General features: G+C 65.5%; 15 protein-coding genes and 2 pseudogenes. 11 read left to right on the top strand and 6 right to left on the bottom strand.

Annotated features, from left to right (window positions below):
- Position 1 precedes the first annotated feature (1 nt).
- Both ACZK2V_RS07370 and ACZK2V_RS07365 read right to left on the bottom strand, forming a co-directional pair.
- Positions 2-1,399: a glutamine synthetase family protein gene (locus ACZK2V_RS07370; protein WP_032127878.1), complete on the bottom strand. Its 1,398-nt coding sequence runs from the start codon at positions 1,397-1,399 to the stop codon at positions 2-4.
- Positions 1,396-2,157, bottom strand: coding sequence for a gamma-glutamyl-gamma-aminobutyrate hydrolase family protein (locus ACZK2V_RS07365; RefSeq protein WP_329810191.1), 762 nt, complete (start codon positions 2,155-2,157; stop codon positions 1,396-1,398). The genes ACZK2V_RS07370 and ACZK2V_RS07365 overlap by 4 nt, the downstream gene beginning before the upstream one ends.
- Positions 2,158-2,318: 161 nt before the next feature.
- On the opposite strand from ACZK2V_RS07365, the pseudogene ACZK2V_RS07360 reads away from it, so the two are divergent.
- The 3 genes and pseudogenes from ACZK2V_RS07360 to ACZK2V_RS07350 all read left to right on the top strand — a co-directional run bounded on the left by ACZK2V_RS07360 (position 2,319) and on the right by ACZK2V_RS07350 (position 7,050).
- A pseudogene (locus ACZK2V_RS07360) lies at positions 2,319-3,594 on the top strand (NAD(P)/FAD-dependent oxidoreductase).
- A 49-nt stretch (positions 3,595-3,643) separates the two neighbouring features.
- Positions 3,644-5,248 carry an MASE1 domain-containing protein gene (locus ACZK2V_RS07355; RefSeq protein ID WP_049423291.1) on the top strand — a complete coding sequence of 535 codons (1,605 nt, stop codon included), beginning with the start codon at positions 3,644-3,646 and terminating at the stop codon, positions 5,246-5,248.
- A 206-nt stretch (positions 5,249-5,454) separates the two neighbouring features.
- Positions 5,455-7,050, top strand: coding sequence for an MASE1 domain-containing protein (locus tag ACZK2V_RS07350; protein WP_053091061.1), 1,596 nt, complete (start codon positions 5,455-5,457; stop codon positions 7,048-7,050).
- Between the two features lie 96 nt (positions 7,051-7,146).
- Here the strand turns inward: ACZK2V_RS07350 and ACZK2V_RS07345 are convergent, their stop codons facing one another.
- Positions 7,147-7,488 (bottom strand): hypothetical protein, encoded by a 342-nt coding sequence (locus ACZK2V_RS07345; RefSeq protein WP_223224650.1) that lies wholly within the window; start codon positions 7,486-7,488, stop codon positions 7,147-7,149.
- A gap of 396 nt (positions 7,489-7,884) precedes the next feature.
- Between ACZK2V_RS07345 and ACZK2V_RS07340 the strand changes: the two genes are divergently transcribed.
- The 4 genes from ACZK2V_RS07340 to ACZK2V_RS07325 all read left to right on the top strand — a co-directional run bounded on the left by ACZK2V_RS07340 (position 7,885) and on the right by ACZK2V_RS07325 (position 11,449).
- Positions 7,885-8,826, top strand: a complete 942-nt coding sequence (locus tag ACZK2V_RS07340; protein WP_486323063.1) for an MASE1 domain-containing protein — start codon at positions 7,885-7,887, stop codon at positions 8,824-8,826.
- Positions 8,827-8,875: 49 nt separating this feature from the next.
- Positions 8,876-9,451: a hypothetical protein gene (locus ACZK2V_RS07335; protein WP_486323062.1), complete on the top strand. Its 576-nt coding sequence runs from the start codon at positions 8,876-8,878 to the stop codon at positions 9,449-9,451.
- 107 nt (positions 9,452-9,558) lie between these two features.
- Entirely contained in the window at positions 9,559-10,902 is a 1,344-nt protein-coding gene (locus ACZK2V_RS07330; protein ID WP_486323313.1) for a diguanylate cyclase, read from the top strand.
- An 85-nt stretch (positions 10,903-10,987) separates the two neighbouring features.
- The gene (locus ACZK2V_RS07325) at positions 10,988-11,449 is read left to right on the top strand and encodes a bacteriohemerythrin (protein WP_004151683.1); all 462 of its coding nucleotides are present in this window, start codon (positions 10,988-10,990) and stop codon (positions 11,447-11,449) included.
- Here ACZK2V_RS07325 and ACZK2V_RS07320 read toward each other — a convergent pair.
- Positions 11,430-12,731, bottom strand: a complete 1,302-nt coding sequence (locus ACZK2V_RS07320; protein ID WP_032127882.1) for an MFS transporter — start codon at positions 12,729-12,731, stop codon at positions 11,430-11,432. The genes ACZK2V_RS07325 and ACZK2V_RS07320 overlap by 20 nt on opposite strands.
- 147 nt (positions 12,732-12,878) lie before the next feature.
- Here ACZK2V_RS07320 and ACZK2V_RS07315 point away from each other — a divergent pair, with 147 nt between their 5' ends.
- The gene (locus ACZK2V_RS07315) at positions 12,879-13,520 is read left to right on the top strand and encodes a hypothetical protein (RefSeq protein ID WP_486323061.1); all 642 of its coding nucleotides are present in this window, start codon (positions 12,879-12,881) and stop codon (positions 13,518-13,520) included.
- A gap of 47 nt (positions 13,521-13,567) precedes the next feature.
- Here the strand turns inward: ACZK2V_RS07315 and ACZK2V_RS07310 are convergent, their stop codons facing one another.
- Together ACZK2V_RS07310 and ACZK2V_RS07305 are read right to left on the bottom strand one after the other, a co-directional pair.
- A complete protein-coding gene (locus ACZK2V_RS07310; protein WP_486322547.1) occupies positions 13,568-14,473 on the bottom strand; it encodes an IS110 family transposase in 906 nt (301 codons plus the stop codon).
- A 404-nt stretch (positions 14,474-14,877) separates the two neighbouring features.
- Positions 14,878-16,372 (bottom strand): annotated as a pseudogene (locus tag ACZK2V_RS07305) (aldehyde dehydrogenase).
- Between the two features lie 104 nt (positions 16,373-16,476).
- On the opposite strand from ACZK2V_RS07305, the gene aptA reads away from it, so the two are divergent.
- The 3 genes from aptA (at position 16,477) to ACZK2V_RS07290 (ending at position 20,176) form a co-directional block, all read left to right on the top strand.
- Positions 16,477-17,829 (top strand): omega-aminotransferase AptA, encoded by a 1,353-nt coding sequence (gene aptA, locus ACZK2V_RS07300; protein ID WP_486323060.1) that lies wholly within the window; start codon positions 16,477-16,479, stop codon positions 17,827-17,829.
- Positions 17,830-17,892: 63 nt separating this feature from the next.
- The gene (locus ACZK2V_RS07295; protein WP_049423308.1) at positions 17,893-18,771 is read left to right on the top strand and encodes a hypothetical protein; all 879 of its coding nucleotides are present in this window, start codon (positions 17,893-17,895) and stop codon (positions 18,769-18,771) included.
- A gap of 118 nt (positions 18,772-18,889) precedes the next feature.
- Positions 18,890-20,176: a DUF445 domain-containing protein gene (locus ACZK2V_RS07290; protein ID WP_049423310.1), complete on the top strand. Its 1,287-nt coding sequence runs from the start codon at positions 18,890-18,892 to the stop codon at positions 20,174-20,176.
- Positions 20,177-20,409 lie beyond the last annotated feature (233 nt).

Below are 20,409 nucleotides of genomic sequence, written 5' to 3'. Positions count from 1 at the left end.
CTCAGACGTTCAGCAGCAGGAACTCGCGCTCCCACGAGCTGATGACGCGGAAGAAGGTCTCATACTCCTTGCGCTTGACCGAGATGTAGGCGCGGCAGAAGCGCTCGCCCAGCAGCGCCTGCAGCTCGCTGCACTGCTCCAGCCCGTCCAGCGCTTCGCCCAGCGAGCGCGGCAGGTTGTAGCCCAGTTCCTTGGCGCTGCCGGTCACCGGCGCATCCGGTGCCAGCCGCTCGCGGATGCCGAGCAGGCCGCAGGCCAGGGTCGCCGCCATCGCCAGATAGGGATTGGCGTCAGACCCGGCGAAACGGCTTTCCACGCGCATGTTCTCCGGCGTGTCCAGCGGCACACGCAGCCCGCAGGTGCGGTTGTCATAGCCCCAGTGCACGTTGCTCGGCGAGACCTCGCCGAACACCAGCCGGCGATAGGAATTCACGTTCGGCGCAAAGAAGGCCATCGCCTGCGGCACGTACTTCTGCAGGCCGCCCAGGTAGTGGCCGAACACCGGGCTGAACTCGCCCTCGGCATGGGTCTCGCCGGCGAACACGTTGCTGCCATCGCTCACCCGCACCAGGCTCTGGTGGATGTGCATGGCGCTGCCCGGCTCGTTTTCCATCGGCTTGGCCAGGAACGTGGCATACACCCCGTGGCGCATCGCCGCTTCGCGCATGGTGCGCTTGAACAGGAATACCTGGTCGGCCAGGTCCATCGCATCGGCGTGGGTGAAGTTGACCTCCAGCTGTGCCGCGCCGGATTCGTGGATCAGCGTGTCCACGTCCAGCTTCATCGCATCGGCGTAGTCGTACATCAGGTCGAGAATCGGGTCGAATTCGTTGACCGCATCGATCGAGTACGACTGCCGCGCGGTTTCCGGACGCCCGGAGCGGCCGGCCGGTGGCAGCAGCGGGAAGTCCGGGTCGGTGTTCTTCTGCACCAGGAAGAACTCCAGCTCCGGCGCCACCACCGGGCGCAGGCCCAGCTCGGCGTAGGCCGCCAGCACGCGGCGCAGCACGTTGCGCGGTGCCAGCTCGTGCGGCTCACCGCTCTTGGTGTAGCAATCGTGGATGATCTGCGCGGTGGCATCGGCCGCCCACGGCACCATGCGCACCGTGTCCGGATCGGGGCGCAGCATCATGTCCGAGTCCGACGGCGAGGTCAGGTCGTAGTAATCGTCAGGGAACTCGCCGGTGACGGTGGTGGCGAAGATGCCTTCGGGCAGCCGCGTGCCGTAGTCGTGCGAGAACTTGTCAGCCGGAATGATCTTGCCGCGCGCGTTGCCGGTGATGTCCGGCACCAGGCACTCGACCTCGGTGATGCGCCGCTCCTTCAGCCAACGCAGCAGACTGCTTTCCTGCGGTGCGGGGGGCGTAGCCGTCTTGCGCGGGCGCGTTCGGGAACTCATCGGGAATCCAGTCGGTTCTGTTGGTGCTGCCGGCAAGCTTGGCCGAACGCACGGAAAATAGCGTGATAGAACGGCGAATCCATGACACGCCACTCCGGGTGCCACTGTACGCCGAGCACGAAATCATGGTGCAGGCTGCGTGCCGCCTCGACCAGGCCATCATCGGCCACGGCTTCGACCTGCAGCCCCTGCGCCAGACGAGCGATACCCTGCCCGTGTACCGAATTGACCTGCGTCCGGCCACTGCCGCTCCACCGCGCCAACCAGCCATCAGCGGCCAGGGTGACCGTGTGGGCCGGCCCGTACTGCACCTCCACCGGCGCCTGCGGGTCTTCGCGATGGTCGGCCAGACCAGGCACCGCGTGCACCTGCGGATGCAGGCTGCCACCCAGCGCGACGTTCAGTTCCTGGAAGCCGCGACAGATCGCCAGCACCGGCAGGTCCAACGCCAGCGCCTCGCGCAGCAGCGCGAACGCATTGGCATCACGGGCCGGGTCATGCGGATTGCCCGGCCAGCTGCGGCCGCCCTCGTAGTGCTGCGGTTCGATGTTGCTGACCGCGCCGGTCAACAGCAGGCCATCGAGCCCCTGCAGCCAGTGGCCAGCCGGCAAGGGCGGCTGCAGGCTCGGCAGTAGCACCGGGGTCACTTCGGCGGCCTCGGCCAGCGCGCGCACGTACTTCTCGCCGGCCACCGCGAAGCGGTGATGGCCGAGCACGGTGCTGTCGGTGGGCAGGCCCACCCAGGGCAGGCGGCGCATGGGAAAACTCCTTGGCGTGCCGACACGTTACCCGTCGCCCGGCGAACGCGGCAAGTCGTCGCCGTCACACCACGGCCGTCATGCATCGGCGAAACTAAGCGCGTGAACGCTGATCGCCCTCCTCCGCTCCGCCCGTCCGTACTGCGCCCGCAAGGCCTGCGATGAGCGCCGCCTTCCCGCCCAGCTGGTACGCCGCCAGCTTGCCCGAGCCGCCCGCACTTCCCTCGCTGCAGGGGAATGTGCAGGCCGATGTCGCAGTGCTTGGCGCGGGCTACACCGGCCTGACCGCAGCACTGGAACTGGCTACGCGTGGCCAGCGCGTGGTGGTGCTGGACGCGCAGCGGATCGGTTGGGGCGCGTCCGGTCGCAACGGTGGCCAGGCGCTGGTGGGCTATGGCTGCGAGGTGGACGAGCTGGAGCGCCAGCTCGGCCGCGACGATGCGCGCCACCTGTTCGACTGGTCGCGTGACGCGGTGCAGGCGATGCGCACCCGCATCGATCGCCACGGCATCGACTGCCATTGGGTGGAAGGCCATGCCAGCGTCGCCATCCGCGAACGCCATGAGCGTGAACTTCTGGCCAACTGCGAGCACCTGCAGCGCCACTACGACTACCCGATGCAATGGTGGGACCGTGATGCCCTGCGCGCGCAGCTGGACAGCCCGCGCTACCGCGCCGCGATGTTCGATCCGCTCAGCGCGCACCTGCAACCGCTGGCGTATGCACGCGGCCTGGCCGATGCGGCGCGCGGCCGGCGTGGTGATCCACGAGAACTCCGCGGTGACCCGCGTGCAGCGGGGACCACAGCCTTCCCTGCATACCGCTCAGGGCAGCGTGCGCGCTGCGCATCTGGTGGTGGCCGGCAACGCCTGGCTGCAGGGCCTGCTGCCCGAGCTGGAACGGCGGATCATGCCGGTGGGCACCTATATCGGCGCCAGCCAGCCGCTGGGTGCTGAACGCGCCCGGGCGCTGATCGGCAACAACATGGCCGTGGCCGACACCGCATGGGCTCTGGACTACTTCCGCCTCAGCCACGACCACCGGCTGCTGTTCGGCGGCCGCGCCAGCTACTCGGCCCTGCCCCCACCGGGCCTGCGCGGGGTGATGCAACGGCGCATGCACCAGGTGTTCCCACAGCTGGCCGACGTGGCACTGGACCAGGTCTGGGGTGGTTATGTGGACATTACCCGCAACCGCGCCCCGCATTGGGGCCGGCTGGACGGCAACCTGTACTTCGCGCAGGGGTTCTCCGGCCATGGGGTGGCCGCCGCCGGGCTGGCCGGCGAGGTGATCGCCGCCGCCATTGCCGGCCAGAGCGAGCGTCTGGACGTGTTCCAGCGCCTGCGGCATGCGCCCTTCCCCGGTGGCCGGCTGCTGCGCACGCCGCTGCTGGTGGCGGCGATGTCGTGGTACAAGCTGCGGGATGCGTTGTGGTAGCGGGGCCTTCCCCGCCACATAATCGGCGCAGGAGCTGGGGAGCACGTGGATGCAGTGGTGGAAAGACGGCCTGCTGGTGAGGATACGGGTCAGCCCCGAAGGGCTGGCGCTGGCGCTGCTCTATGCCCTCGCCTGCTGGGGTGCGCGCAAGCTGTCACTGGACCAGTTCTTCCTGCCTGCCGGCGTGCGGGTGGCCGCATTGCTGTTGTGCCCGCCCCGTCTTTGGCCCTACCTGCTGATTGGTGAGTACGCCTACTTCGCGCATCTGCGCATCCCCCTGATCAGCAAATACAACCTGACCTGGGTGATCCTCGCCTCGGTGTTCCTGATGCCTGCCGTGATGCTGATCGTGCGCCTGCACCGGAAGCTGCTGGCGCGCACCACGATCCTAGGCGTGATCTCCATTGCGGTATGCGCCGCGACGGTCATCAGCCTGCTCAACCTGGGAATCTCGTACCTGCTCTGGGAACCGTTGCATAACGCGTCATTTGTCACCAACCTGTTGCGCTATGCGCTGGGCGACTTCACCGGCATCCTGATCCTGGCGCCTCTGGCACTGCTGTGGATCCGCCGCGCCGAGGAACAATGGACGGTCCGGTCTGTTGCGGCCACCGTCGGAGCCGTCGGAGCCATGCTGGTCATTGGCCTGCAGGCGACTCCGGTACCTGCCTCGATCACGGCGCCTGGCTCGCTGCAGTTGTTGTTGATCCTGCCTATTCCCGCAATCGCCCTGACCTGCCTGCTGGGATGGCGCGGTGCGGCCATCGGTGTCGCCGCCGTTAACATGATTCTTGGCGTCAGCACCCCCGCCGACCATCCGACGGCATTCGACCCGGCCACTTTCGCTACCCAGCAGGCCATGGCCATCGCCAGCATCGCCCTCCTGCTGCTTGGCGCACGCATCACCCACTTCCAGAACCAGCACCGGTTGCGCGAGGAAGATGGCAGAACGGCCCTGCAGCTCGCACGGAATTCACATCTGGCCAGCGAGATGGACCTGCGTGAGCGCGCGGCCCATCTGCGCCAGTTGGGCGATGGCATGGACCTGTCGCTGAACGAAATGGTGAACTGGCTGCATGCGCAGGGCCATCACGCCGTGGCCGACAGCCTGCGGCATACCTCGGAGGTGCATTCACGCCTGTTCCGGGCCCAGGCCAGCATGATCTATCCCGCCGCCCTGGAACGGCTGGGCTTGTACGTGGCCTTGCAGGCGGGTGGAGTGCGTGAGGCTTGGGGCAATACCCACCGGATCAATCAACCCTGGTTGATGGGCGATCCCTGCGCCCTCAGCCCTGGCTTGCAGCTGGCAGCCTATCGCTCGATCGTCGAGGCAGTGTCCATCCTGCTTGGCAACGAATCCGGTCAACTCACCGTGCGAGCGCGCTGTGGCCGCCTTGGCCGACAGCAAGGAATCTTGCTCGTTGCAGCCATGCTCGATCCACGCCGACGCCTTTCGCAGGCGACGATGATCATGGCCACTGACCAGTTAGCCGGCCGCGTGCTCGCATATCGCGGCACGATTCAATGCCAAGGCAATCGCGTCCGGATCTGCCTCATCGAAGCGGTAAGCGCTCCCCAGACCGGGGCCTACCCGGTTCGTGAAGCCGGTCGGGACAACCCGCTCGACCCGATTGGCCCACCCTCACGGATCTGATACCCAAATCAGAAAACTGCGACGGACTTCACAGCCGCTTGGTGACATCCAATGGCGGCGTGTTCACGGCTGGCGAAAGACCGCCTGACGCCTCCGCCGCCTACGAGATTGCGCCCATCGGCATCAACAGATACTGTCGGGCCTGAAGGATACATTCAGTGTCGCCAGGACTGCGATAACGCGGTACGAGCAAGGGAGGCTTGGGCTTGAGTTGGTTGAAAAGTGGATTTGAACTGAGCTTCCGTATACGACCTGTCGGCCTCGCTCTTGCTGCGCTGTATGCCTTCGCCTGCTGGGGAGCCCGTCACTTCTCCGTTGATCAGTTCTTCCTGCCGGCTGGCATTCGCGTGGCCGCACTGCTGTTGTGTCCGCCCAGGCTCTGGCCGTATCTCATTCTTGGTGAATACGCCTATTTCGCGCCGCTGCGTTATCCAATGATCGAAGAGTACGGGATAAGCTGGGTCATCCTCGGATCGGCGTGTCTGATACCTGCGGTGGCGCTGATCGTCCACCTCCACCGCAAGGCAATGGCATCGACCAGTGAAAGCTGGCTGCTTTCCGTTGCAGCATCCGCAGCACTGGTCGCCAGCGCTCTCAAGCTGGGACTGTCCCACGTGCTTTGGCCGGTCCCGCCAAGCATGCCCTTCTACACGAATGCAGCGCTATTTGTGCTGGGTGACTACATCGCCATCCTGACAGTGGCACCACTTGCATTGCTGTGGCTCCGCCGTCGTGGCGGCTACGACTGGTCTACCTGGCGGCTGCGCCCTACCATCACGGCGCTCAGCGCTCTATGTGCTCTCAGCATTCTCATCGCCACGGCCGGTGCGCGTGATGATGCGGCACGAGCCATATTGCAGCTGTTGATGACCTTGCCCGTAATTGCGCTGACATGCATTCATGGATGGCGAGGTGCTGCTGTGGGCGTACCGCTGATGAACATAATTCTCAGCGTAACCATGCCCAGTACCGGACTACCGGGCTCGTTCGACCAGACAACCTTCTTCACGCAACAGATCATCGCGATCACGGGTACCACCCTCTTGGCTCTGGGCTCACGCATCACTCATCACTATCATCAGCGTGCGCCCACAACGGTTCAGCTACAGGAGCCGCAGACAGTGGTTTTCTCTCGCTCGGCCCACCTGGCCAGTGAGATGGATCTGCGCGAGCGGGCACTGGGCCTGCGCAGGGTAGCCGACGATATTGAAGCAGCCCTTGATGAAACCCTGAAGCTGCTCAGGACACATGGCCAGGAAGGCCCGGCAATCGATCTTCTGCGAACATTTTCCTCACGCTCGCGCAAGTTCCGCGAGCTGACCAGCATGGTCTACCCGACTGAGCTGGAGCACGCTGGGCTCTACGTTGCTCTTCAGGCAGGCGGGCTGAGCGAGGCCTGGGAAGAGACCCACCGAGTGGTCCGCCCCGTACTTCAGGGTGATCCCTGCCAGCTGAGCATGGGTTTACAGCTTGCCGCTTATCGCGTCCTTGCCGAGTCCATGTCTCTGTTGCTCAAGGAAGAACGGGGCCAGATCCAGCTCCGTGCACGTTGCGGACACGTGGGTCAACACAAGGGAATATTGATCACAGCTTCGCTGCTCGATCGCACGAGCACGTTGTCGTCGAGAACTGTCGATCTGGCAATTGAGCGTCTCTCAGCACGTACACAGGCCTACTCTGGCACAGTCAGCTGCCTGGATAACCGGATCCGGATGGTGATGCGTGATACCCACTACGAAATGCAAGGGGACAGCGCGCCGCCGCGAGTGGATGCTCCGATTGACATGCCGGTCAGGTACTGACTCAAAGCCCCGCCAGTTCGCATCAGCAACGGCAGCGAAGCGTACCCGCAGCGGCTCTGGACCACCGCGGGCACTCTACTTGCCATCTACGGTCTTTCACTTTTCGCTGGGGGACGTCTCGACGGACCAGATTGCTCCCTTCCCTTCACCGTGGACAGCCAACGAGAAGTCCGACGCTTGGAACACCAGATGCCTACGCGCCGTCGCCGGCATCGCCAGCCGCTGCGAAGGTAGCGAGACACGGACAGACGAATTTCCGGCCGGCAGTGTCCAGAAAGTGGAATCGATGTTGGCGATGATCAAAACCACTTGGCCCGAAGGATCATTGACCTGGTAGTAGGTCACACCATCGCGCTGAAAGGCATAGACAAACCAAGCCGGATCCAAGCTTAGATTGATGGCGACCGGCTGGCGTTCGCCCAAACCGGCGCTGGCCATCTGGACACCATTGCCCCCCGTTGTACAGCAGGATGCTGAAACCAGCATGGGCATGGATAGCAGAGCTACAGTCGTCGCCGCAACGGAAAATCGGGGAAATCTCACAGGCATCTCCATTTTTGATTGAGTTACTGCATCCGGGTAATTCCGCATTGACCGCGGCAAAAGAGCGCCATGCCACTTCATGCCCGGATAAAATCGTCCGCTGCAAGCGTCAAGGCCGGAGCATCCCCAGCATACCGAGGCCCCCACGGGGGTGCCATCGCACCGACCGGCCCCCGTGTGTATTCTCCATTTTTCCGTTGCACGGCGTGCTATCTGCCGAAGCCGCTGTGCTGTGCTGGGCAGGCCACGCATACGCGGGACCGAGCGTCCCAACCGACCCGGGAGGGTGAAGTGAGCTGGTGGAAGGATGGAATACAGGTAGACGTTCGCTTCCGTCCAGAAGGATTCGCGGTAGCGATCCTATATGCGGCTGCGTGTTTGGTGACGCGGCAACTGTCACTTGACCAGTTCTATCTTCCTGCGGGCGTGCGGATTGCTGCACTTCTGTTGGTACCTGTGCGCCTATGGCCGTACCTTCTGCTTGGCGAATACGCCTATTTCGCACAGATCCGCATGCCAATGGCGACAACCCACGGACTGGCATGGGTCATTCTTGGCTCAATTGGGCTGATGCCTCTGGCAATGCTGATCGTGCGCTTCCATCGCAGACATGTCCCTACCGCGGGCGGATTGTGGCTGCTCTCCCTGTCGTTCTCGGCAGGCATTGCAGTCAGCCTGCTGAACATGGGACTTGCGCGTCTGCTGTGGCCTGGCCCAGACCCGGAAATGATGCTCGAACGGGTGGGACGTACTTTGCTGGGCCAAACCACCGGTATCCTTACGCTTGCCCCACTGGCACTGCTCTGGCTGCGGCGTCACTCCGAACCAGGATGGAGCACCCGCTTCGTTGCTTTCACCGCCACATCCATCACGCTGATCATGGTGCTTGGATTGGCAATGAAGCTGACACCGGCTACGGCCAACACCACCCGTGAGCAACTCGTCCTGATGGCTTCGCTCCCGGCAATCGCACTTGCCTTCCTGCACGGTTGGCGCGGCGCGGCAATCGCAGTGCCGCTACTGAATCTGATCGTGCTCGCATCTACACCAAGCACTGGGCTACCCGCTTCGTTTGACCTCGGAGCCTTCTCTACGCAGCAGAGCCTTTGCGTAATAAGCGTCGCGCTGCTCGCACTGGGATCTGGTATCAGCCACTATCAACGCAAGTACCAAGAGCATGAAGATAGTGGCCGGAACACAGTAAAGCTGGCGCGCCTCGTACCTGGCCGGTGAGCAGGCTCTGCGTTCACGGGCGCTCGAGCTGAAATCAATTGGTGACGGCATGGATATGTCGGTGCAAGGTGTTGTTGACTGGCTCAAGACCCATGGTCACCACGATATCGCGGCAGATCTGGTTCAGACATCTGCAACGCATTCATGGCAATTCCGCCAACAGGCCAGCATGATCTACCCGACTGCAATTGAGCAGATCGGGCTTTACCTCAGCCTGCAAGCCAGCGGCGTACGGGACGGTTGGAACTCCACCGGCCGTATGAATCGACCACAGTTCTCCGGCGACCCCTGCCAGTTGAGCGTGGGTCTGCAACTATCAGCCTATCGCCTACTGATCGATGCAGTGCCGGTCATGCTGAGTCATGAGCCGGGGCAGATACACATCCAGGCACGTTGTGGCCGGCTCGGCCAGCGTCACGGCATCATGTTGAACATCGCACTGTTGGATCGCGATCGTCCACTGACGTCGGCCACCGAAGCTGCACTGATTGATCGGCTCGGCGGACGCCTGATTGCTTACGACGGCGTGCTGCTATGTCGTCACCATCGAATCACGATCATACTCAGCGAATCCCTGCCGTCCCTGGTCCAGGGGGGCAGAGCGCGAAGCAAAGAGTTCGCCTAGCTCCATTCTCCGCGGCATGATGTACGCCGGGCGCTGCATGAGCGGCTAAAGTTACACCCGAAACCGCCGCTATCCGTGCCGAGCCCTCCTTCGTGAGCCACCGCATCATGCCCGTCCTGCCGCAGGCCGCCGTCGATGGCGACCTGGCCGATCCGTTGCCACAGCGGATCCTGCTGGTCGAAAATTCCCGTGCGTTCACCGGCATGCTGCGCGAAGCCATCGAGCAACGCCTGGAACTGCCGGTGGTGATCGCCTCCACCCTGGCCGAGGCCGACCACCTGCTCAGCGAGGGGGGCGGCTGGTTCCTGGTACTGACCGGGCTGGTGCTCGCCGATGGCGACCGCGATGCCGTGGTCGAGTTCTTCCTCAAGCGTGACCTGCCGACCGTGGTGGTCAGCGGCGTGTACGACGAGGACCTGCGCAAGCGCGTGCTGCAGCAGCAGATCATCGACTACGTACTGAAGAACACCCCCGGCAGCATCGACTACCTGGTGTGGCTGGTGCAGCGGCTGGAACGCAACCGCCGCATCGCGGCGCTGGTGGTGGACGATTCACCGTCCGCGCGTGGCTATGCCGCCGCCCTGCTGCGCATGTACGGCCACGAGGTTCACGAAGCGGCCGATGGCAACGAGGGCCTGGCCGCGATCGAGGCGCATCCGGCGATCCGCCTGGCGGTGGTCGACCAGGAGATGCCCGGCATGCAGGGCGTGGAATTCACCCGCCGCCTGCGTACCCTGCGCTCGCGCGACAAGGTGGCGGTGATCGGCATCTCCGGCAACACCGACGCATCGCTGATCCCGCGCTTCCTGAAGAACGGTGCCAACGACTTCCTGCGCAAGCCATTCTCGCGCGAGGAATTCTTCTGCCGTGTCTCGCAGAACGTGGACCAGCTGGAACTGATCGGCACCCTGCAGGACCTGGCCACCCGCGACTTCCTCACCGGCCTGCCCAACCGCCGCTGCTTCCTGGAACAGAGCCAGCGCCAGTTGCCGCAGCTGCAGCTGCATGGCCAGTGCGTGGCGGTGGCGATGATCGACATCGATCACTTCAAGCACATCAACGACACTCACGGCCACGAGGCCGGCGATGATGCGCTGCGCGCGGTGGCCGGTGCGGTGGCCGCGCATGCACGCAGCCAGGACCTGATCGCACGCTTCGGTGGCGAGGAGTTCTGCCTGCTGGTGCCGGACATGGAACAGGACGAAGCACTGCAGTACTTCGAGGAGCTGCGCCAGCGCATCGCCGCACTGGAAGTGGACATTGGCACCGCGACGCTTCGCATGACGGTCAGCATCGGCCTGTGCTGCCTGCGCCCGCAGCGTGATGCGCTGCACCGGCTGATCTCCGAGGCCGACCGCCAGCTGTACCTGGCCAAGGCCGGTGGCCGCAACCGGGTCAGCTGCACCACGGTGGCCAGCCCGCTGCGCCCGCGCGAGCCCGCCCTGCCCTGACCGGCCCGCTTTGATCCAGATCAACGCCGCACCCGCGCGGCGGCTCTACAGTCGGCCCCGACATACGCATGAAGGGGAGCCGGGGATGGCACTACTGGTCTGGCAGGACGATCTGAACATCGGCATCGATGTGATCGACCAACAACACCGCCGCATCATCGAAATGCTCAACCACCTGCACGTGGCCCAGGCCAGCATGCAGCGTGCGGCGGTGGGTGAAGTGATCGACGAGGTGGTGGACTACACCATGTCGCACTTCGCGTTCGAAGAAGAGTTGATGGAAGAAGCGGGCTACCCGTTCTGTGCCGCGCACAAGCGCGTGCATGAGGTCTTCATCAAGCGGGTATCGGAATACCGCATGCGCTTCCAGGCCGGCGAGGACATCAGCGACGAACTGCGCACCATGCTCTCACGCTGGCTGTTCAATCACATACGCGGTGATGACCAGGCCTATGCCGAACAGGTCAAGGCGCACCTGAACCAGTTCGCCCGCGAGCACCAAGGGGGCGGTTGGCTGGGGCGTACGCTCAAGCGCTTCTTTGGTTGAGCCTCAAGGCGCGCCGGTGCAGTGCCACCAGCGCGCACAGGGTCGCCACCGCAGTCAGGCACAGGTAGTAACCCACCGCGACCAGGCCGAAGCGTTCGGCCAGCCAGGTGGCCAGGTACGGCGCCGGTGCCGCGCCAAGGATGCCGGCCAGGTTGAAAGACAGCGACGCGCCGGTATAGCGCACCTCCACCGGGTAGATCTCGGCCAGGAAGGTGCCGCAGGGGCCGTAGGTCAGGCCCATCAGGAACAGGCCCAGGCACAGGAAGCCAGTGACCAGCCACGGGCTGTGCGGCTGGAACAGCGGCGCGAACAGCACACCGAAACCGACGATCAGTACGCTGGCGACGATCATCGTGCGTCGCGTGCCCCAACGGTCGCCATAGCGCGCCGACAGCGGGATACCCAGCGCGAAGAACAGCATGCCCGCCATCTGCATCAGCAGGAACTGCTCGCGGCTGTAGCCCAGCACCGCGGTGCCATGGCCTAGACTGAACACCGTCATCAGGTAGAACAGCACGAAGGTGGCGAACGCGCCCAGAGTGCCCAGCAGCATCGGCACCGGATGGTCACGCAGTACCGTCCACATCGGCAGCCGCACCGGCGCCTTGCGCTCCAGCGCTTTCTTGAAATCGGGCGTCTCGTGGATGTTCAGGCGCACCCACAGGCCGAGGCCGACCAGCAGTGCGCTGGCCACAAACGGGATACGCCAGCCCCACTGCAGGAAGTCGTCCTGGCTCAGGCAGCGGCCGAGCACCAGGAAAATGCCGGCCGACAGCAGGAAGCCGAGCGGCGCACCCAGCTGCGGGAACATGCCGTACCAGGCGCGCTTGCCCGGCGGTGCGTTCTCGGTGGCCAGCAGCACTGCCCCACCCCACTCGCCGCCCAACCCCAGGCCCTGGCCGAAGCGGCACAGCGCCAACAGCGCGGGGGCCCACAGGCCAATCTGCGCGTGGGTCGGCAGCAAACCGATCAGCACCGTGGACAGGCCCATGGTCAGCAGCGCGGCCACCAGCGTGGCCTTGCGACCGATACGGTCACCGAAGTGGCCGAACACTGCCGAGCCCACCGGACGCGCGATGAACGCGACCGCGAAGGTCGCCAGTGACTGCAGCAGCGCCGCCTGTTCGCTGCTGTCCGGGAAGAACAGGTGTGGGAACACCAGCACCGCGGCCGTGGCGTAGATGTAGAAATCGAAGAATTCGATGGTGGTGCCGATCAGGCTGGCCAGCAGGACTCGACTGGGGGAATTCACGGACGGCGCGGCAGCGGTGATCGTCGACATCGGCAACACGGGTAACGGCGGATCGCCCGATTCTGCCACGGGCCGGTGGCCGCACGGGGCGATGGTTTCAGCCGACACCGATGCCAACGGAATTTTTCGGGCCACCCGCTAGGCTGCGCCACCGGTCCCTGCATGGATGCTTTGCCGATGACTGCAGTCGCGCTGTCGTGGTCCGATTCGCCGAAGCTGCCGCGCATGGCGGCATGGCTGATGGTGCTGCTGGTGCATGGGTTGATGGCAGTGTGGCTGCTGGGCAGTGGCAGGATGACGCTGCGCAGCGACGAAGGCGCCAGGATGACGTTGTACTGGCTGCCACCGAAGCAGCCCGTGCCGGCGCAACCGCGCCCGGCGCAGCCCACCGCAGAGGCAGCGCGCCCGGCCGCATCGACAGCGCCACGCCCGCCCCCGGCGGCACCTACGGATGCCAGTACCCCCGCGTTCGAGGAATCGCCTGCAATGGCGCCGCTGATCCTGGGCCTCCCGGCGGGCAGCATCGACGGTGGCGACGGCATCAGCGCTGCGGGTGTCGCTCCGCGCCTTATTGGTCGCCGCGAGATACACCCGGCATTCGCGCCGCGCCGCAATTACTTCCGGATCCGCCGGCAGATGACGCCGGAGCAGATCCTGCATGGCGTAGCGCAACTGCTGGGTTTGTGGCCACCGGGATACATCGTCGATCCGTGCGAGCTGGGCAAGCAGGACATGGACTATTTCCAGAACGCCGTCGAAGAAGCCGACCGCGACATGTTGCGTGTGGCAGTGCTGCAGGTGAGTGCCCGCTGCCGGTAGCTCGACGGCTATATGCTTTATGTAGAGTCGAGATCCTATGTTCGTGGTCAAGCCTGCTGGAAGCAGGCTTGACCCACCTTCAGCATGGCCGGATCGAAGTCCCGGCCGCTTTTGAAGACACCCCAGGCGATCCTGGCCAGCTTTCTGGCCAGGATGTTGAAGACGGCGGTGCTGGGGTGACCGCGTTTTGACAGCTCGTCGTAGAGCGGTTGCCCCTGGCGACACCGCTTGAGCCCCATTGCGGCCATGTAGAGCATCTGGCGCAGCACTGGCGCGCCCTGTTTGGACAGCCGACGCCGTCCCGTTCTGCCGCCAGACTCGTTGGGCCGGGGATCCAGGCCCGTGCAGGCGATCCACGCGTTGGCGTTGGCCAACGGCCAGCGCGTCATGTAGTAAATCAGGTGAGCGGCGACAGCGGGGCCGATACCAGGGATGGTCAACAGGCGCTTGTAGAGCGTGCCATGCTCTCCATCGCGACCCAAGCGCTGCAGTTCGCTTTCCAGCTCGGACAGCGTCCCAGCCAGAGCGCAGAACAGATCTGACAGCTCCCCGGGGGCACTTTTGCTTACCCCGAAGGATTGCTCCAGCCGCGCGCGTGTCTTTACCAGCGTCTGCCGCTTGCGCAGCAAATCGTGCATCTGTTGCTGCTCGTCGGTACGCGGTACGTATTCACGCAGGCGATCGTTCTCCTTCTTCACGTACCGGGCGATCGCTTCGGCGTCCATGGCGTCCGTCTTGCCACGCGAGCCCGTCGCCCGGCCGTAGTGCTTGATCAGACGTGGATTGATCACATAGACAACGTGGCCTGCCTGGCCAGCCATCCGAGCCAACAACTCGTAGTACCGCCCCGTCGCCTCCATGCCAATCCGGCATCGCTGGGGCAAGGTGTTGAGCCACTGGGCTATGCCGGCCCGGGTGTTGGCGATCCTGTCGCCGGCCTTGCGGTCGGCCACTGCCGGTACGAACTCCTTGGAGTCCACGTCCACGCCAATATCGAGAGAATCAGACATTTGTACGGCTCCCAGCTATCTTTAAGGGGCTGGGGTGGTACCGCACCGACGTTAGCTTGCCTACATCGACGATCCCCTTTGGGGGCCGTACGATCCTTTATCGACGTTCGTGTGCGGGATGGGGATCGCTCGACTCGTCTGTCGGCTAGTATCCGCAGATGCATGCTTGACGGTCCCTCCACCCTGGCTCCTACATACCTCGTAGGAGCCGGGAGGAACATACAAGCCATGCTCGACTGCTCTTCGCGAGATGCAGCCGAGCATGGCTCGGCTCTACCGAAGAACGAAAAGCAGTCGAGCAAGGCTCGACTCTACAAATAGCGAACAGCGGTCAAGCAGCCGCGTCGTTACAACTGGATCCAGGTTGCCTTGATCTCGCTGTACTTGTCGAAGGCGTGCAGCGATTTGTCGCGGCCGTTGCCGGACTGCTTGTAACCACCAAACGGTGCGGTCATGTCGCCGCCATCCCAGCCGTTCACCCAGACGCTGCCGGCGCGCAGCTGGCGCGCAACCCGATGCGCGCGGCCCAGATCGCGTGTCCAGAGACCGGCGGCCAGGCCGTAGCGGCTGTCGTTGGCCACGCGCACGGCTTCGGCCTCGTCGTCGAAACCGAGCACCGCCAGCACCGGCCCGAACACTTCCTCGCGTGCCAAGGCCTGCTCCGGGCGCACCTGGTCGAACACCGTGGGCTGCACATAGCTGCCACCCACCTCCACCTCGGCACGATGCCCGCCCAGCAGCAGGCGGGCACCTTCAGCTTCGGCGCGTGCGATATCCCGCATCACCTTGTCCAGATGCGCGGCGTCCACCAGCGCGCCCATCGGCGCGTCGGCGTCCAGCGGATGCTGCGGCTGCATGTGCTGGCCATAAGCAACCACCTGGTGCACGAAATCCTCACGGATCGAGCGCTGCACCAGCAAGCGCGACCCGGCGGTACAGACTTCGCCCTGGTTGAAGAAGATGCCCTGCGCCACGGCCTTGGCCGCCGCGTCCAGATCGGGAGCGTCGGCGAACACCACGTGCGGGCTCTTGCCGCCGCATTCCAGCCAGACCCGCTTGAGGTTGGATCGCCCGGAATACTCCAGCAACTTCGCGCCGGTGGCAGTGGAACCGGTGAACGCCAACACATCCACGTCCATGTGCAGGGCCAGCGGTTCGCCAACGCGCGCCATGGCCCGGCAGCACGTTCAGCACGCCCTCCGGCAGACCCGCCTCGGCGGCCAGCGCCGCCAGCCGCAGCGCACTCAGCGGCGACCGCTCCGAAGGCTTGAGCACCACCGAGTTGCCCATCGCCAGCGCCGGCGCGATCTTCCAACAGGCCATCAGCAACGGGAAATTCCACGGCACGATGGCCCCCACCACGCCCGCGGCTTCGCGGGTGACCAGTCCGAGTTCGTGCGGGCCAGTCGGCGCGATCTCGCCATACAGCTTGTCCACCGCTTCGGCGGTCCAGGTCAGGCACCGCACCACACCGGGCAGGTCGATACGGCGTGCGTCACGCACCGGCTTGCCCATGTCCAGGGTTTCCAGCAGCGCCAGCTCATCGGCGTGCTTCTCCACCAGCGCGGCCAGCGCCAGCAGCACGCGCTTGCGATGCGCCGGGCTCGCCTGCGACCAGTGGCCCGCCTCGAAGCTGCGCCGCGCGGCCAGTACCGCGCGTTCGACATCCTGCGCGTCGCAGTCGGCAACCGCGCCCAGCACGCGACCATCGATCGGGCTGATGCAGTCGAAGCGGGCGCCGCTGGCAGCATCGACATAACGGCCATCGATGAAGGCCTGGCCCGGCGTCGAGAGCTGAAGGGACAGCGCCTGCCAGTGGCTGCGGTCGGGGAAATCGGCCATGGGAAGCTCCAGCGGTCAACGAGCTTTGGTTATACCGGGACCGCCGCGACTCCACCGTGACGCGGCTGCGCTACATTCGTCGCATCGGACCCGATGGAGCTGGCATGAAGCGTCCCGAAAGCGACCTGCACGACCTGGCCACCCAGCGCCCCGAGTCACTGGACGCGTACTGGATGCCGTTCACCGCCAACCGCCAGTACAAGGCCGCGCCGCGCATGCTGGTACGCGCCGAAGGCATGCACTACGAGGACGTCGACGGCCGCCAGATCCTCGACGGCACCGCCGGCCTGTGGTGCTGCAACGCCGGCCACGCCCGCCCGCGCATCGTCGAGGCCATCGTCGAGCAGGCACGCACCCTCGACTATTCGCCGGCCTTCCAGATGGGCTCGCCGCCGGCCTTCGCACTGGCGCAGCGGCTGGCCGCACTGGCGCCTGCCCCGCTCAACCATGTGTTCTTCACCAGCTCCGGTTCCGAGGCGGTGGATACCGCGATGAAGATCGCGCTGGCCTATCACCGCCAGCGTGGCGAGGGCCAGCGCACCCGTTTCATCAGCCGCGAGAAGGCTTACCACGGGGTCGGTTTCGGCGGCATGGCGCTGGGTGGGCTGCCCAACAACCGCAGGGCGTTCGGCCTGCAACTGGGCGGCGTGGACTACCTGCGGCATACCCTGGACCTGCCGCGCAATGCGTTCAGCAAGGGCCTGCCACGCCAGGGCGCGGAACTGGCCGACGACCTGGAGCGACTGATCGCGCTGCATGACGCCTCGACAATCGCCGCCGTATTCGTCGAGCCCATTGCCGGTTCCGCCGGGGTGATCCTGCCCGCGCCCGGCTACCTGCAGCGCCTGCGCGAGCTGTGCGACCACCACGGCATCCTGCTGGTGTTCGACGAGGTCATCACCGGCTTCGGCCGGGTCGGCATGCCCTTCGCCGCGCAGCGCTTCGGAGTCACTCCGGACCTGCTGACCTTCGCCAAGGCGGTCAGCAACGGCGCGGTGCCGCTGGGTGGCGTGCTGGCCAGCGACGCCGTGCATGCAACCCTGATGCAGGCACCGCCACAGGCCATCGAGCTGTTCCACGGCTATACCTACTCGGGGCATCCGCTGGCCTGTGCGGCGGCGCTGGCCACGCTGGAGGTCTATGCCGAGGAGCGCCTGTTCGAGCGTGCCATCGAGCTGGGCGAATACTGGCAGGAACGGCTGCATGCGCTGCAGGGCCTGCCCAACGTGATCGACATCCGCAACTTCGGGCTGGTCGGCGCGGTCGAGCTGGCGCCGCGCCGCGATGCCCCCGGCAGCCGTGGCTACGAGGTATTCCGGCGCTGCTTCCAGGACGGCCGGCTGCTGGTGCGCTGTACCGGTGACATCATCGCGCTGTCGCCACCACTGATCGTGGACAAGGCACAGATCGACCAGATCACCGGCACCCTGGGCGAGATGATCCGGGCCACCGCCTGAGCCCGGGCCGGCGGTGGCGAGCGGGTACAATGGGCGGTTCCGCTCCTGCTCGCTGCCGTGCCCATGGATATCGTCGTCAAAGAAGAACTCAAGGCCTACATCGACCCGCTGACCGCGGACGAACATGACGCGCTGGAGCGCAGCATCCTGGCCGAAGGCTGCCGCGATGCGCTGGTGCTGTGGGGCGATGTGCTGGTCGATGGCCACAACCGTTTCGGCATCTGCCAGAAGCATGGCCTGCCCTTCAATACCGTGCAGAACACCCGCTTCCAGAGCATGGAAGACGTGCACCTGTGGATGATCGAGCAGCACCTGGGCCGCCGCAGCGTGTCCGACTTCCAGCGCGGCGTGCTGGCGCTGCGCAAGCGCGACATCCTGGCCGCCCGCAAGCAGATCGAGCAGGCGCAGCTGCAACGCGAGAGCGACGGCACCGCCGACGTCGCCGAGGATGCCGGCGAGGAGGGCCCGCCGTGGGAACCGGCACCGAAGATCAGCCGCGCCGAGCTGGCCCGCGAGGCCAAGCTGAGCACCAGCCAGGTCGGCATGATCGAACGCATCCACGCCCAGGCCGCGGCCGAGGTGGTGGAAGCGGTGAAGGCCGGCGTGATCTCGATCAGCGCTGCCGCTGCCGTGGCCGACCTGCCGGAAGACGAGCAGCGCGCCGCTGCCGCCGGTGGCAAGGATGAGCTGAAGCAGGCCGCCAAGCGCGTGCGCGAGTCCAAGCGCAAGCCGCGCGCACAGAAGCCGGAAGCAGCCGAGATGGACTTCGAGGAAGCGGACGAAGAGCAGATCGCCAGCCGCGACGCCGAGGTGCTGTCGGCGCTGGAGCAGCTGGGCGAGGATGCCCCGGCGCTGCGCCGCCGCGTGGTCGCGCTGACCCGCGAGAACGACACCCTGCGCGCGCAGCTGGCGGCGTTGCGCAAGCAGCTCGAAGCGCTCTGAACCAACGGGTAGTGCCGGCCGCTGGCCGGCAACCCCATGAACGTTCCGGGTGCGTTGCGGATGCCGGCCAGCGACCGGCACTACCAGATGCTCATGCCGTGCCGGTTAGACTTCCGGCATGACGTCTGCCAACGATCCGCGCCGCGCACAGCTGCGGCGCCTGAAAGCCCTCGCGCTGGGACTGCTGCTGTTGATGCTGGCCGGTTTCGCGGTCAGCCACTGGCAGGGCGAGCGCGGCATCTGGGCCTGGGTCTCGGCCTTCTGCGAAGCAGCGGCCGTAGGCGCACTGGCCGACTGGTTCGCGGTCGTCGCGCTGTTCCGGCGGCCGATGGGCCTGCCGATCCCGCATACGGCAATCATCCCACGCAGCAAGGAACGCATCGGCGACAGCCTGGCCCTGTTCGTGCGCGACCAGTTCCTTGAACCACAGGTCCTCTTGGCAAAGCTGCAGGTATTCGACCCGGCCAGCCGTCTCGGCAGTTGGCTGGCCGACCCTGCACGTTCGCGGATGCTGGCCGACATGGCCCGCGGCTGGGCCCTGCAGGCACTGGACTTCTTCGACGAAACCGCCGTGCGTCGGCAGCTGCACGCCTTCGTGGTGCAGCAGCTGCGGCAGTGGAATGCCGCCGCCACCGCCGGTGAGTTGCTGGCCCTGCTGACCGCCGATGGGCGCCACCAGCGCGTGCTGGACGAGGGCCTGCAGCGCTTGGGGCGCTGGCTGGAGCAGCCGGAAGTGAAGGAGCGCGCCTCGCAGCTGATCGTGCGTTACATCCAGCGCGAGTGGCCGACGCTGTCGAGCACGGTGAACTGGGTCAAGCCGATCGACGAGATCGGCGACAGCCTGGCCGAGCGACTGGCGCGGGCAGTGCTGGAAGAACTGCAGCAGGTACTGGCTGAGCCGCAGCATCCGCTGCGCCAGGACTACGAGACCTGGTTGCAGAACTACGTGCAGCGCCTGCGCGAGGACCCGGCCCTGGCCGAACGCATCGAACAGCTCAAGCAGGAAATGATCGACCACCCGGCCCTGCAGGACTACGTGCAGGGGCTGTGGGCGCGCATCCATGCCAGCCTGCGTGCTGACCTGCAGCGTGAGGATTCAGCGCTGGTCGGCCACCTGCAGCGCAGCCTGGGTTCGCTCGGCGCCAGCCTGCAGGCCGACCCGGCCCTGCGCGACGCGCTCAACCAGCATCTGCTGGAGGGCGCCCAGCGCCTCACCGGCCGCCTGCGCGAAGGCGTGACCACGCATATCGCGCAGACCGTGAAGAGCTGGGACGAACGGCATCTGGTCGAGCAGCTGGAGCTGAGCGTGGGTCGCGACCTGCAGTTCATCCGCTTCAACGGCACCCTGGTGGGTGGCCTGATCGGCCTGCTGCTGCACGCCGCGACGGTGGTGTTCAGGTTCTAGGACCCCATCCGGCAGTCGATCCATGCCCTGCGTGGAGACGGAATTCGTCACGCTTGATTAACGAAATGCGAATGCCTATCATTTGCCGATCGGTTGTACGCTTAGCCAAGCGGGGCACGGAAGCACGCACCCACCCGCCCCTTCGCCCGTGTACATCCCCCGACTACCGGGTCGCCCGCACCAAGCGGGTGGCGCACCGTCGATGGGACTCGCTGGGCGACGTGCGCGAAGCG

The organism is Stenotrophomonas sp. 93052_Sma (genome assembly GCF_056481145.1).
The sequence above is the reverse complement of the archived record's forward strand: the minus strand, read 5'-3'. Positions and strand labels throughout refer to the sequence as shown.